The 14,028-nt window shown below is 33.8% G+C and carries 13 protein-coding genes; 6 read left to right on the forward strand and 7 right to left on the reverse strand.

Annotated features, from left to right (window positions below; all coding sequences use genetic code 11):
• Positions 1–409: 409 nt before the first annotated feature.
• The 3 genes from EKM02_RS12170 to EKM02_RS15080 form a co-directional block, all read right to left on the reverse strand.
• Positions 410–1,309: a hypothetical protein gene (locus tag EKM02_RS12170; protein ID WP_126455534.1), complete on the reverse strand. Its 900-nt coding sequence runs from the start codon at positions 1,307–1,309 to the stop codon at positions 410–412.
• A 555-nt stretch (positions 1,310–1,864) separates the two neighbouring features.
• The gene (locus EKM02_RS15075) at positions 1,865–1,987 is read right to left on the reverse strand and encodes a dienelactone hydrolase family protein (protein ID WP_410503693.1); all 123 of its coding nucleotides are present in this window, start codon (positions 1,985–1,987) and stop codon (positions 1,865–1,867) included.
• Between the two features lie 432 nt (positions 1,988–2,419).
• A complete protein-coding gene (locus tag EKM02_RS15080; protein WP_126455536.1) occupies positions 2,420–3,904 on the reverse strand; it encodes a CHRD domain-containing protein in 1,485 nt (494 codons plus the stop codon).
• A gap of 906 nt (positions 3,905–4,810) precedes the next feature.
• Here EKM02_RS15080 and EKM02_RS12185 point away from each other — a divergent pair.
• From EKM02_RS12185 to EKM02_RS12210, 6 genes are all read left to right on the forward strand, one after another.
• Positions 4,811–5,710 carry a MerR family transcriptional regulator gene (locus EKM02_RS12185; protein ID WP_199734619.1) on the forward strand — a complete coding sequence of 300 codons (900 nt, stop codon included), beginning with the start codon at positions 4,811–4,813 and terminating at the stop codon, positions 5,708–5,710.
• A 37-nt stretch (positions 5,711–5,747) separates the two neighbouring features.
• Positions 5,748–7,223: a phytoene desaturase family protein gene (locus EKM02_RS12190; protein WP_126455538.1), complete on the forward strand. Its 1,476-nt coding sequence runs from the start codon at positions 5,748–5,750 to the stop codon at positions 7,221–7,223.
• 2 nt (positions 7,224–7,225) lie between these two features.
• Complete coding sequence (locus EKM02_RS12195) at positions 7,226–8,065, forward strand: phytoene/squalene synthase family protein (RefSeq protein WP_126455540.1); 840 nt, start codon at positions 7,226–7,228, stop codon at positions 8,063–8,065.
• Between the two features lie 43 nt (positions 8,066–8,108).
• Entirely contained in the window at positions 8,109–8,549 is a 441-nt protein-coding gene (locus EKM02_RS12200; protein ID WP_126455542.1) for a sterol desaturase family protein, read from the forward strand.
• Positions 8,550–8,715: 166 nt separating this feature from the next.
• The gene (locus EKM02_RS12205) at positions 8,716–9,177 is read left to right on the forward strand and encodes an SRPBCC family protein (RefSeq protein WP_126455544.1); all 462 of its coding nucleotides are present in this window, start codon (positions 8,716–8,718) and stop codon (positions 9,175–9,177) included.
• Positions 9,177–10,472, forward strand: a complete 1,296-nt coding sequence (locus tag EKM02_RS12210; RefSeq protein WP_126455546.1) for a cryptochrome/photolyase family protein — start codon at positions 9,177–9,179, stop codon at positions 10,470–10,472. Before EKM02_RS12205 ends, EKM02_RS12210 begins: the two co-directional genes overlap by 1 nt.
• A gap of 70 nt (positions 10,473–10,542) precedes the next feature.
• Here the strand turns inward: EKM02_RS12210 and EKM02_RS12215 are convergent, their stop codons facing one another.
• The 4 genes from EKM02_RS12215 to EKM02_RS12230 form a co-directional block, all read right to left on the reverse strand.
• Positions 10,543–11,961 (reverse strand): SDR family oxidoreductase, encoded by a 1,419-nt coding sequence (locus tag EKM02_RS12215; protein WP_126455548.1) that lies wholly within the window; start codon positions 11,959–11,961, stop codon positions 10,543–10,545.
• A gap of 255 nt (positions 11,962–12,216) precedes the next feature.
• Entirely contained in the window at positions 12,217–12,828 is a 612-nt protein-coding gene (gene folE / locus EKM02_RS12220) for a GTP cyclohydrolase I FolE (RefSeq protein ID WP_231507417.1), read from the reverse strand.
• Between the two features lie 159 nt (positions 12,829–12,987).
• Positions 12,988–13,671 (reverse strand): SDR family NAD(P)-dependent oxidoreductase, encoded by a 684-nt coding sequence (locus EKM02_RS12225; RefSeq protein WP_126455550.1) that lies wholly within the window; start codon positions 13,669–13,671, stop codon positions 12,988–12,990.
• Positions 13,672–13,727: 56 nt separating this feature from the next.
• Positions 13,728–14,012, reverse strand: coding sequence for a TIGR03643 family protein (locus tag EKM02_RS12230; protein WP_255416288.1), 285 nt, complete (start codon positions 14,010–14,012; stop codon positions 13,728–13,730).
• Between the last annotated feature and the right edge of the window lie 16 nt (positions 14,013–14,028).

The following is a 14,028-nucleotide window of genomic DNA, read 5'->3' on the forward strand; positions in this document are numbered from 1 at the left end:
TTTTATAATATAGTCCAAATATAATATAAAAAAAACCAATTATCAAAATTGGCCTATATTATATTTTCGTTTGGTATAATTTATGAAATCAGTGACAAAGTAATTTAGTTTTAATCTCTTGAGAGTTAATTCCTCGAAGCTCTGCTTCTTTTTTTTGCCACAGATTCAAAGATTAAAAAGATTTTTGAAAATCTTTGAATCTGTGGTAGTTATTTAGTTAATACCACTGGTGCTATACCCCGAGGTAGTTTATTTATCAAAATCGGGGCATTGAAACAGCCTGTTTTTGAGTTAGATTAATGGTGTTTTATAAACGCAGTTGTGGTTTTTGAGGTAATAGATTTCAATTTATAATAAACTTTTATTTTATCGCTTTAATGCTGTCTTGCATGGAAGCTGTTAGCGTATTTTAGACATTATCTTTCAAGGTATCTCTTTCGTATTTATTGTGGATTATAATTATTATTAGTCCAAAAAGAACTCCTACAACAATTAAAACGATATTGATTAATCCGCTTACGCCAAAAGACATTCGGATTAAAATGGTCGAAATTATAAATCCGGAGTTTCGCATGATTTTATGAAATTGGTCTGTGTAGAAAAAAGAAATTAAAAGCAACACCACATCTACTAAAATTAATACCGTGAAAAATTGATCAAAAAAGAGATTATTGATGCTTTCTTGCGAAGGCAGGTGCGTGGGCGAATTGGAGATTTCTGAAGACCAAATTATTAAGGTATTAAAAGCCATGATGAAAAATAAGGGTACCAAAAAAAGGGCTATTAATTTTTTCTTTTTAACGAAACTTTGAATAACAGGTTTCAGTTCTATTTTCTCTTCTAATTTTTGTTTTCCATACTTTTGAAATTGAAATATTAAATAGAAAAGAATTAATGATGCCACTATATCATAGGTAAATTTAAGGTCATCTTTAATTTCAAACCAATTGGATGAAAGTTCTAGAGACGATAAATCTTTAAATAATTTGCGAATAATAATAAGGGTAATAATTTCATACTGCTTCGTTATGTAGGTTGTAAACGATTTGGGTAAGTAATAAATTAACAAATAGACCTCATAGATAAGGATAAAAGAAAAGGGTGTGTAAATTGCTGCTATAGGATTAGTCAGTAACGGTGAATTTGATTCAATAAATATAAGATTGAATTTATTCAAATAGATGATAATAAGGTGAATAAAGAAACTCAATAATGCAATGTTGAGAATAATTTTTTCGACCTTTATTCGCGTTTCCTCGGAAAGAAGGGCTTGAAATATGCGAGATAGGATTTGTTTGTTAGTACTCATCTGTATTTATTTGGTTGTTAACGTTAGTTTAGTAAAAAAATATCGTTTTTTTTACTAACAAAGATAGTATATTAGTGTTTTTGAAACAGGATTTTTCGTATTTTAATTATATAATATAATATGTAAACTACTCATGAACAGCAGATTGGTTTTTTTTAATACAAGAGGCAATAGTTCGATTGAATTAAATGTGATTTATACCCATATTTATAGGTTTCTTAAAATTTATTTTTGAACTTCAAATCTTAAAATATGATGTTTTACCAGATGTTTGTTTTTTATATTTAGGAATCCTTTAATTAATTCTTTTTCAATTTCTCTTAAAAAAATCAATCGTTCTATTTTAGAATAAAGTAGTGGCTTTTTCAACATATCTGGGTGTAGTATTTTTATGAAAACCGTGAATCACTCCTTAATTTACTCGGATGTCTAATCCGGCATATTGTGCCACGATGATTGATTCATTTTTTTGGCTACTGCTGCAGTCGGTTGTCCTACGTGATACGGAGCCACTGCACATAATTTGGGTATTTTAACCGCTATCACATTGGCAATTCAACCGCCAAAACAAAATCCTACCACAACTATACGTCCATTACGATCTTTATGTGATTTTAGGTAAATATATGCTACAATAAAATCTTCTAGCATTTTTTCAGGGGTAGTTTTTTTTGTAATTTCCTGCCTGAATCATTATTTCCTGATTATGCTTAGTGTTAGTATGTTATCTTTACAAGTCAAAGTCGGACACATTTGCCCGTTGTAAACTGGGAAACTCTTCAAAAAACGAGGGTCAAAGTGGAACACAATTGGCCAGCTTAGTTCGAGTTAATATTTGGAATGCGAATAGAATTAATTCTGTATTTTTTAATGTCACAAGGAAATTTGGTGTCATTCAATACGCACTAGTATTTAAAAATCTATTTGTCAAAAATTAAATTGTAATTTGTCACTAGTCTTTTAGCATAGGGATTAGCATTTACTTACGAGGTTTTCTACATTTTTTGGAGGAAAGTTATTGATGTGACTAATTATTGTACGGTTGTATAATATTAATAAATAAAGCCAGTACATATGAACTGGCTTTATTGTTATAATTTTGTGTACTATTTAATTGGTAATCGTTATCGTGCCTGTCATTGAAGAATGAAATTCACAGATGTAATATAAGGTGTTTGGTGCATTAGTGGGTACTGTAAACGAGATTACACCACTGGAAGCGCCATTATTGGTAACTCCGGTGTTAAAAGCATTTGTAGTACCAGTTGTTTGGACTGTCTTTATTAAAAAAGGATGTCCAGGTGCATTCACAGTAAAACTGTAGGTTTTACCTCTTTGTAAAGTCAAACCTGGATTATTCCCATTAGTCAAACCCCCACCATTGAATACGTAAGATGAAGATCCTATATTGGTTATGTCGTAATTTACTATATTCGAACTACCTGCATTAGCTCCAACATTACCTTGAGCGATTATGGTTGTTAGATTGCTAGCACTTTGATGAACATTTATGTATCCATTAAAATTTAGTAGCTCGTCGTAGGTAATGGTGGTTCCATTGTTGAGTTTATTCACACTGGTCTCACTCTTTCCAGTAGCACCAATGATGGAAGTAAGATCAATAGCTATAACTCCTCCTTGGGCAACAGTATTGACGTGGATGTGTGCGGGAGAACTAACTCCTGCAGTTGTACCAGTTAGAGAAACGCTTACTAAAGTTTCACCACTCACCCTTTTTGTGAATTTCGCAGTCCCGCTTATGGCGTTATTAGAAACGGAATTTAAAGCGTAGGTTTTACTAGTGCTAGTAAGTTCATTTTTACCAATATCACCTTGTGCAATTAATGTTGATAAAGCGGTAGCACTTTCATGCACATTTATATAACCATTAAAATTCAAAAGCTCATCATAAGTTATAGAAACTCCAGTATTGAGTTTGTTTACACTAGTTTCACTTTTTCCGGTAGATCCAGTTACTGCTGTAAGATCTACTACTACACCCCCGGTTTGAGCTATAGTATTGAGGTGAATATGTGCAATAGAACTAACCCCTGTAGTTGTTCCTGCTAGCGCAATACTTACTAAAGCTTTACCGTTTACCCTTTTTGTAAATTTCGCAGTACCACTTATGGCGTTATTAGAAACGGCACTTAGGTTGTAGGTTTTACTAGTATTTGTTAATTCATTAACACCAATGTCGCCTTGCGCTATCAATGTTGCAAGATCTGTTCCGCTAAGGTGAATGTTAATGTAACCATCTAAATTAATTAATTGATCGTAAGTAATTGGCGAGCCATTTTTTAAAGCTGTTACAGTCGTTTCACTTTTACCGGTACTTCCATTAACGGAAGTTAGATCAAGTAAAATAGCTCCGCTTTCTGCTGCTGTGCCAGAGTGGATGTGTGCAGGATGATTTCCACCAGAATTAGCGCCAGTTAATTGAACAGTAATTAGAGTAGTATTATCATTTTTTTTTGAAAATGTAACGGTTCCGCTGATAGCAGGGTTTGATTTAGCGAACAAATTGAATTGTTTAGATTCTCCCGTGAGTTGTGGTAGAGTATTGTCATCACTACAACTAATAAAAAATGACATACTAATTAAAATCAGACACATTAAATAAAAAAATTTACTACAGGCTTTCATAATTTTTTTTGTTTAGTTTATTTACACAAAGATTAAACAAAATATTTAAAATTATTTCTTTATTTTTATAAATTTGTGATTTATTTAACACAACAATGATAAATAGTTATCATTTATTTTAACTGAATTTAGAACTGCGCAAATTAGAGTTGCTAACTTGTTCAAAATTGTAAAGAAATTATTGTCTAATTTTTCTGGGATTAGCCTCTCGTTGTATTAAATAGGACCTTTTGTGCCAGTGTCTTTGCTCCAAAATATTCGTGGAGCTTTTTGTAGATGTTATTCGGTATCCGTGATTTTTTTATTCGCTAAACGGATCTATGTTCTTAACAAAGACCTTATTTTAGACCCGCTGTTGTAATTGCCATAGAAACTGTCCTTAGATTGAGATATTTGTTTGTGACCTAAAAGCCCACGCCTAAAAATAAATTTATAAAATAACAGAGATCATTCTTGAGTAAAGCGGCAAAAAAATTCAAAATTTTACGCAGCTCACCTTGTGTTTAAAAAAATAAATGGCGCTGTGGTTATTTCTAAAGCTTTTTTGAGTGCTGTTTTTCTGTTGAAAATAGTTAAAATTCAGAAAGCACTTTTAAGTGTAGCGCTAAATAAGAAGAAAACTGTGGTTTATCATTATTTTTATAAGGGATTAATTATTTGCTGTTCAAGGTTTAATCCAAAAAATCAAGAGCCTATTAGTTTTATAATCAGCTAGTAGCGTTCAAGAAATAGTCAGTTTCAGTAGTCTGCCGTTTTATAGAATCTTGGGGTGTTCTTAGTTTAAAAAAAGTTTAGGTGCGATCATAAGACTTTATAATTAAATTTATTTTACATTTGTTCAATAAATTTCGATAAATGATAAACAATGTAAAAAATGTGTTCAGTATAAAAGATCTTGAAAATCTGTCAGGTATAAAAGCGCACACCATACGGATATGGGAAAAAAGATATAATATTTTGCAACCCATGCGTACCGACACTAATATTAGATTGTATGATTTAGTGAGTTTGCAAAAACTGTTAAATATTACATTGTTGCACGATTATGGATATAAAATTTCAAAAATAGCAACCTATCCTCAAGAAAAAATACCATCATTAGTCCGTGAAATAATTTCGAGCAAAACAGCAAAAAGTCATGCCATAAGCGAATTTAAAATGGCCATGATGAATTTTGATCAGGAGCTGTTTTTTAATACCTACAATTGGTTAATTGCAGAAAAATCATTTAAGGAAGTATTTCACCAAGTCTTTATACCATTAATGAATGAACTGGGATTATTATGGCAATCGGACACGATAACTCCAGCCCACGAGCATTTTATCAGCTACCTAATCAAGCAAAAATTATTAGTTAATACCGAAAAACTTCAAGTTTTAAAACAAACTAAATTAGATAAAGTTTTTGTACTATCACTCCCTATGAATGAAATTCACGAATTAGGTCTAATGTACCTGAATTATGAAATTTTATTGCGTGGCTACAAAACGATTTATTTAGGCGAAAGTATGCCTATTGAAAATTTGAAAGACTTGAAAAAACATTTTGATTCCATCATTTTTGTTTCTTACCTGACTGTACAACCAGAAAGAGATCAACTTGATGGATACATTCAGAAAATGTCCGATGAGCTGGTGGATGATACGACTGAATTATGGTATATTGGTCGTATGATTGAGTTTATAAAAAGAGATGAACTTTCAGATCGAATTACGCTTTTTAGTTCAATAACTGAATTAGTAGATTGGATTTAGTTGTTTTGTTTAAACATTTTGTATATTTGCTAAACAAATGAAGAATATAAAAAAAATTACAATTATAGGTTCCGGATTCTCGGCTCTTGCTGCATCTTGTTATTTGGCAAAAAGTGGTCACGATGTGACCGTATATGAGAAAAATGAAACAATTGGAGGGAGAGCACGACAATTAAAGAAGGAAGGTTTCACCTTCGACATGGGACCAAGTTGGTACTGGATGCCAGACGTATTCGATCGCTTCTTTGCTGATTTTGGAAAGAAAACAACTGATTACTACGAATTAATAAAATTAGCACCAGCCTATCGCGTGTACTATGGAGTTGATGATTTTATTACCATAGCAGATAATTTAAAGGATATTACAATCGCTTTTGAAGCTATCGAAAAAGGAAGCGGTGACGTGTTAAACGAGTTTATGGCTAAGGCCAAAAGTAATTATGACATCGCCATCAAAGATCTAGTGTATCGTCCCGGGATTTCTCCACTAGAATTAATAACGGCAGAAACCGCCATGAAAGTGGGTCAGTTTATTAGTACTATCAGTAAAGATGTTCGCAAGAAATTTAAAAACGAAAGGTTGATTCAAATTCTGGAATTTCCGGTTTTATTTCTTGGTGCTAAGCCATCTGATACTCCGTCATTTTACAGTTTCATGAATTATGCTGATTTTGGTATGGGAACTTGGCATCCTAAAACAGGAATGTTTGATGTAGTTCGGGGTATAGAAAGTTTAGCAAGGGAGTTGGGAGTGAAATTTGAAATGAATTCCAACATCGAAAAAATTATGGTAGTGCGTGAAACAGCCAAATCAATTCAGGTAAATGGAGAAATCATTACCTCTGATGTAATTCTAAGCGGAGCCGATTACCATCACACGGAAACATTATTGGATATGGAGCACCGTACTTATTCTGAAAAATATTGGGACAGTCGCGTTTTTGCACCATCATCATTATTGTTTTATGTTGGTTTTAATAAAAAAATAAAAAATATTTCACACCACGCCTTATTCTTTGATGTTGATTTTTATCAGCACGCTAAAGACATTTATGATGAGCCACAGTGGCCAAAAGAACCCTTATTTTATGCTAATTTTCCATCAGTGACAGATAAAACTGCAGCTCCGGAAGGAATGGAATCGGGGTTTTTTCTAATACCTTTAGCACCCGGAATCAATGATACTAAAGCACTCCGAGAAGAGTACTTTGAAAAAATAATGGATCGTTTCGAAACTTTAACGCAACAAAGTATACGTGATACTATTATATTTAAACAATCTTTTTGTAAAAATGATTTTGTTTCAGAATACAATTCGTATAAAGGAAATGCCTACGGAATGGCAAATACATTATTGCAAACCGCCTTTTTGAGGCCTAAGTTAAAAAGCCAGAAAGTGAAAAATTTATATTTTACCGGTCAGTTGACCGTGCCCGGACCAGGTGTACCACCAGCATTGATTTCTGGAAAATTAGTGTCGGAGTTAATTAACAAACAATTTTTAGCACAATAATTATGAAACAATTATTTGATGACGTATCTTTTAAATGTAGCAAATTAGTTACTAAAAACTACAGCACCTCTTTCTCTATGGCAGTTTATATGCTCTCGCCCAGTATTAGGGATGCCATTTATAGTATTTATGGTTTTGTTCGTTTTGCGGATGAAATTGTAGACACTTTTCATGGTTTTGACAAAGAAAACCTGATCATTGAGTTTGAAGATGAGTATTACAAAGCCATTGACAGAGGGATTAGTTTAAATCCTATATTGAATTCTTTTCAGCAAACGGTAAACAAATACAACATCTCTGATGATCTCATTCAGGCGTTTTTGAAAAGCATGAAATTAGATTTAATCAAATCGGATTATCACAGTAAAGCAGAGTATGATGATTACATTTATGGATCGGCTGATGTGGTGGGTCTTATGTGTCTCAAGGTTTTTGTGGCTGGAGATAACAAACGATATGAGCAACTGAAATGCGAAGCCATGCGACTGGGATCTGCTTTCCAGAAAGTGAATTTTCTAAGGGATTTAAAGGATGATAATCTCGTCTTGAACCGGAACTATTTCCCAGGAGTTGATTTAAATTCTTTCGATGAAAATGCTAAATCGGCTATCATTAATGAAATTGAAGCAGATTTTAAAGTAGCATATGAAGGTATTGTAAAACTTCCTATTGAAGCTAAGTTTGGCGTATACACCGCTTTTGTGTACTACAAAAAACTATTAAAAAAGCTAGAAAACACTCCGTGCCATGAAATTGGAAGTGCGAGAATCCGAGTTTCTAACTATACCAAAGCCGGATTACTGGCAAAATCTTTTGTCTCTTATAAATTGAAGTTAGTTTAAGTTACAGCTTGTTTTAAATATTTTTAATTAAACATAGAATAAAATGATATTTTTTTTGATATTTATAGGTACTTTTTTAATAATGGAATGTGTCACCTGGTGTACCCATAAATTCGTTATGCATGGCTCAATGTGGTACTTTCATGCCGATCATCACCAACCAAAATACGCTAATGTTTTTGAACGAAACGATATTTTTTTTATCATTTTTGCCATCCCAAGCATCCTGCTTTTCTATTATGGTGTAGAAGGAGGATTGAATTATAAATTTTTTCTCGGACTGGGAATTATGTTTTATGGCTTTTGCTATTTCATGATACATGACGTCCTAATTCACCAACGTTTCAAATGGTTCAAAAACACAAACAACAAGTATTTAATAGGATTGCGAAAAGCCCATAAAGTACACCACAAACACTTAGGCAAAGAGCACGGAGAATGTTTTGGCATGCTGTTCGTTCCTTTCAAATACTACAAAATATAAATTTATTTTGGGCGTTACCACGCTTTTAGTAGTGTTATGGCGGGGTCGGGCTATCCATTCCCGTTTTTTTATACCAGACAAAAAAGCCAGCTACAAAAAGAGCTCCACTATTATCCCTCACACGAAAACAGTGTCCCATGAAGGCATTTATCTTTAAAATATAACCATGAAAATATACAAACAAGAAACCGTTCAGCACGTAAATGCAACTGTTCAAGAATGCTGGACTTTTTTTTCCAATCCTAAAAATCTTCAAAAAATCACACCGGAAGGAATGGGTTTCCAAATCACAGATTTCGATAATAAATCTATGTATCCCGGGCAAATCATTCAATATAAAGTAACACCACTTTTTGGGATCACCTTGTCGTGGATGACAGTGATTACACAAGTAAATGATAATAACTATTTTATTGATGAACAGCGTTTTGGTCCCTATAGTTTCTGGCACCACAAACATTTTTTTGAAGCCGCACCAAATGGAACAAAAATGACTGATGTGGTCCATTACGGTTTACCACTTGGTATATTGGGACGAATCATGAACACCTTAGTCGTGAAAAATAAATTGAAATCCATTTTTGCGTTTCGTGTTGCAAAAGTGGACCAAATGTTTAATTCAAAGTAATGAGCAAGCAAGAAATTTCTGTTTTTTGGTTTAGACGCGATTTGCGTCTGGAAGATAACGTTGGATTGTTTCATGCTTTAAAGTCTGAATATCCGGTTATTCCGTTATTTATTTTTGATGATTCCATCTTAGATACTTTACCTAAAAACGACGCTCGAGTCGGTTTTATTCACGAATCACTTTTCAGAATAAATAGACAATTACAGGAAATTGAAAGTTCACTTTTGGTTAAAAAAGGAAAAACTACCGCTGTTTGGCAATCTTTATTAAAAGAATTTGATGTCAAAGAAGTCTTCTTCAACAAAGATTACGAACCGTACGCGATACAACGTGACTCTGCAATTTGTGAATTTTTAGAAACTAATAAAACCATTTCTTATTCTTTTAAAGATCAAGTGATTTTTGAAGAAAACGAAGTTACTAAAGCAGATGGATTGCCCTACACGGTGTATACACCGTTTAAAAATAAGTGGCTGGAAAAATACAAGTCAATGACTCCAGTTCAAGAATATGATACTGCTGCTTATTTTAATAATTTCTATAAAAACAGTTTTGTTTTTCCCACTTTGGGACAAATAGGTTTCGTAGAAAGTCTTATCAAAGTAAAACCACACAACCTTAAATTCATTGCAAATTACCAAGATATAAGAGATTTTCCAGCCTTAGATAAAACTTCTTATCTTTCGCCACATCTGCGTTTTGGAACCGTAAGTATCCGGAAATTAGTTAATTGGGCATTTAATAAAAATGATATCTTTTTAAGTGAACTAATTTGGAGAGAATTTTTCATGCAAATCTTATTTAGTTTTCCAAAAGTCGGTACGCAAAACTTCAAATCAGCCTATGATGGGATTCAATGGAGAAATAATGAAGAAGATTTCAAGCGTTGGTGTACCGGAACAACGGGCTATCCAATGGTTGATGCCGGAATGCGGCAACTCAATGAGACCGGGTATATGCACAACAGGGTTCGCATGGTTGTCGCAAGTTTTCTATGCAAGCATTTATTGATTCAGTGGCAATGGGGTGAAGCCTATTTTGCCGAAAAATTATTGGATTATGAGATGTCAGCCAATGTTGGAAATTGGCAATGGGCTGCGGGAACAGGTTGTGATGCCGCACCATATTTCCGAGTTTTCAATCCGGAGATCCAACAAAAAAAATTCGATGAAAAAGGAACTTATATCCGCAAATGGATTAAAGAATTCGATTTTGGATACAAACAGCCAATGGTAGAACATGCAATGGCTAGAGACAGAGCTATTGCGACGTACAAAGCCGGAATTTTGAAGTGATTTATTTTAGCATATAAATGATGTAGGTTTTATACAAGGAAAAAAATGTATAGAATTTATATGTTATAAATTATTTTATTAATTTGTTCAGCATGCCATTAAATATAAACCCGTGAAACGGCAAAACAGAGTACCAATATAAATTTCCCCAAATCCCTTTTGGACGGAAAGTAGCCGATTGGTATAGCGTATTTCCTATTATTTTGAATTCCAGCCACGCTTCACCAGGTAGCTTCATTTCGGCAAATAAGATTAATTTTCCTTCTTGTTTATTGGCATATAGTACGCGCCAAAAATCCAAAGCATCACCAGAATGAATCTCGTGCCTGTTGGTTCTTCCTCTTCTACTACCGACACCTCCGTATAATTTATCAATAAAACCTCGTAAACTCCACAGCCAATCGCCATAATACCAACCGGAATCTCCACCAATGGACCAGATTTTATTTATAGTGTATTCTCGGTCTATGATTTCCATTTTGCGTCGGTCTATAAAGCAATCTTTTTTTGGAACCTTCAAATATTCTGACATGTTACTGCTGAAACGGCCGCTAATGAGGGAATCTTTCCAGCTCGAAGCTACTTTGTCTTCATCTACTTTTATCAAAGCACGGGAAAGTGCCTGTTTGTAGGTCATTGGTGTAACATGCAATAACTCATTGATTTTATTATCACTGCAAACAACTTCTACTTTCATACTACTGACCAGTGCTGAAGCTAGCCGATAAGACGTTGAGGTTACGAAATACAACCAATAGGAAGATAATTTTGGCGTCATTATAGGAACAGTAAAGATCCATCGCTTTAGCTTTTTGGCTTCAGCAAATCCCAAAAGCATCTCTTTATACGTTAAAATATCGGGTCCGCCGATATCAAAACTTTGATTATAAGTAACGGGGTTTAATAATGATTTGGATAAAAATTCAAGAACATCCGGAATTGCGATGGGCTGACATTTAGTGTTTAGCCATTTTGGAGTAATCATTATAGGCAGTTTATTGACTAAATCCCGAATTATTTCGAAGGAAGCACTTCCAGAACCTACAATAATTCCTGCTCTTAGAGTAGTAGTGGGAAAAGTGCCGGTATTTAAAATTTCTTCTACTTTTTTTCGCGACGATAAATGTTTGGACAATGATTTATCGTTGATAATACCACTCAAATAAATTACTTGTTTGGCTTTGGTATTATTCAAGCGATGCACAAAATTTTGAGCCGATTCACTTTCCAACTCATCATAATTAGTAGCGGAACCGGACATGGAATGAATTAGATAATATGCCGCATCAATAGCATCTGGTATAGCTGTTAATGTAGCTTGATTCAGAAAATCAACTTCAATTACGGTAACATTTTTCTGATATTCTACCGGACAATTAAATCTGTTTTTATCTCTCACACAACAGATTATTTCGTGCCCTTGTCCTGCCAATAGAGGCAAGAGTCGTTTCCCGATGTAACCTGTTGCGCCTGTCAAGAGAATTTTCATAAATTTTTATATTTTGCCATCATATAGTAAAGATACTACCTTACTGCTTTAATTGATTCCATTTTAATCTTTTTAGTGTAATTCCTCGAAGCTCTACTTCAATTTATTTTTGTCACAGCTTCACAGATTAAAAAGATTTGTGAAAATCTGTGAAGCTGTGGCAATTATTTAGTTCATACTTCTGGGGCTCTGTCCCGAGGTAGTTTATTTTGGATTCTGCACTTTTTCAGTCACTTTTAATCTGTTTTATTAATTTTAACTAAGTTTAGTAGAAATTAAACTAATAAATTCTCTTCTAGTTTTATTCTTTTCGAAAGCACCAGTAAAAGAGGAAGTGGTGGTTACTGAGTTTTGTTTTTGAATCCCTCTCATTTGCATACACATGTGTTGCGCTTCAATTACTACCGCTACTCCAAGCGGATTCAGAGCTTCCTGAATGCAATTTTTTATCTGATCTGTCAACCGTTCCTGCACTTGCATCCTTCTGGCAAAAGCATCTACCACTCTTGGTATTTTACTCAAACCTACAATTTTACCATTAGGAATATAAGCAACATGTGCTTTTCCAAAAAACGGCAACATGTGGTGTTCACACATAGAATATACTTCAATATCTTTTACCACAATCATTTGATGGTGGTCTTCACTAAATAATGCCGATTTTAGTATTTCTAAAGGATCTAGTCCGTAACCGTGCGTAAGATATTGCATGGCCTTGGCTACACGTTCTGGAGTTTTTTCAAGTCCTTCTCTGGTTACATCTTCACCCAAATCACTAATTATGGTTTTATAATTTTCAGCTAATGCTTCGGTTATTTCTGCATCATATTGCTCGACTTTCTCGTAACTTCTCATTTCTTTTATCATGGTATACTGTATTTCAATTTTAATTTTGGCTAATTAATTTTTTGGATTCTTGTTTGAATAAACCATTTGTAGATTTAAAAAACAACAATCTTTCTTTATATATAAGCTTAATTTTTTAATGGTTAATTTTTCTTTTTTGTGTGGTTAATAATAACTTGTTTAGATTTTAAAAGTCACTATTCCATAATCCATTTCGAATACCTGACCTGAAATTGATTTTGCATTTTCAGATATCAGGAAGTCTGCCATGTGTGCTACTTCTTGAGGTTTTAAATAGCCTTTCATCGGGTGACGTTCTATCATATTCTCTTTCAGACGGTCATTTCTCAAAATTCCTGCGGCTAGTGTCGTTTCCGTAATTGTGGGAGCAATGGCATTGATGCGCACTACTGAAGCTAGTTCTGCTCCTAATGATTTCACTAATCCTTCCACACCCGCTTTTGCAGTAGCAATACTCGCATGAAACGGCATTCCTAATTTTGCAGCAACCGTACTGAACAAAATAATGGATGGATTGGTTCCTTTTTTCAAAACAGGCAAATATTTTTGGATCGTTTTTACGGCACCAATAACATTAATCTCAAAATCTGTTCTGAAATCGTCAATACTAAGACTTCCTATGGGTTTCAAGTTGATAGAACCCGGACAATAAATTAATGCATCTATCGCTTCAATTTCCGGAAGTGTATCTTGTAACACATTTACTGAAAAATGTTTCAGATTGGGATGTGTGATCTCTGGTGCATTTCTGCTGATGTTATACACCATGTTTGTCTCTAATTGCTGCAACAAAATGGCATTGCCAATTCCTTTGCTTCCGCCAATGATTACGATATTTTTCATGTTATTTGGTCAGTTATTTAAATTCTATTTTGATTTTGTCGTTTATTGAATCCAATTTATCGTTTGGAAATCTTATTGTTATTAATCTGTCTTTGCATGGTACATTTAAAGCGGCCTTCGCGAAAATCTCTTAATTTTTCATGTTTTGTTTTACGACCTTGCACTCTTTCGCGCCACATTCTAAAACTGGATGGTTTCATCTCGGTACGCATCAGGTCAATTACTTCTTGCTCTTTTAATCCAAATTGCATTAAAATTGCATCAAAAGTCGTGCGGTCCTCCCAAGCCATTTCTATGATTCGGTCTTTGTCTAAATCGGTAAGTTCTTTTTTTATATTCACAATATGTTATTTAAAA

It is taken from the genome of Flavobacterium sp. RSP49 (assembly GCF_003968735.1).
Taxonomy (GTDB): Bacteria; Bacteroidota; Bacteroidia; order Flavobacteriales; family Flavobacteriaceae; genus Flavobacterium.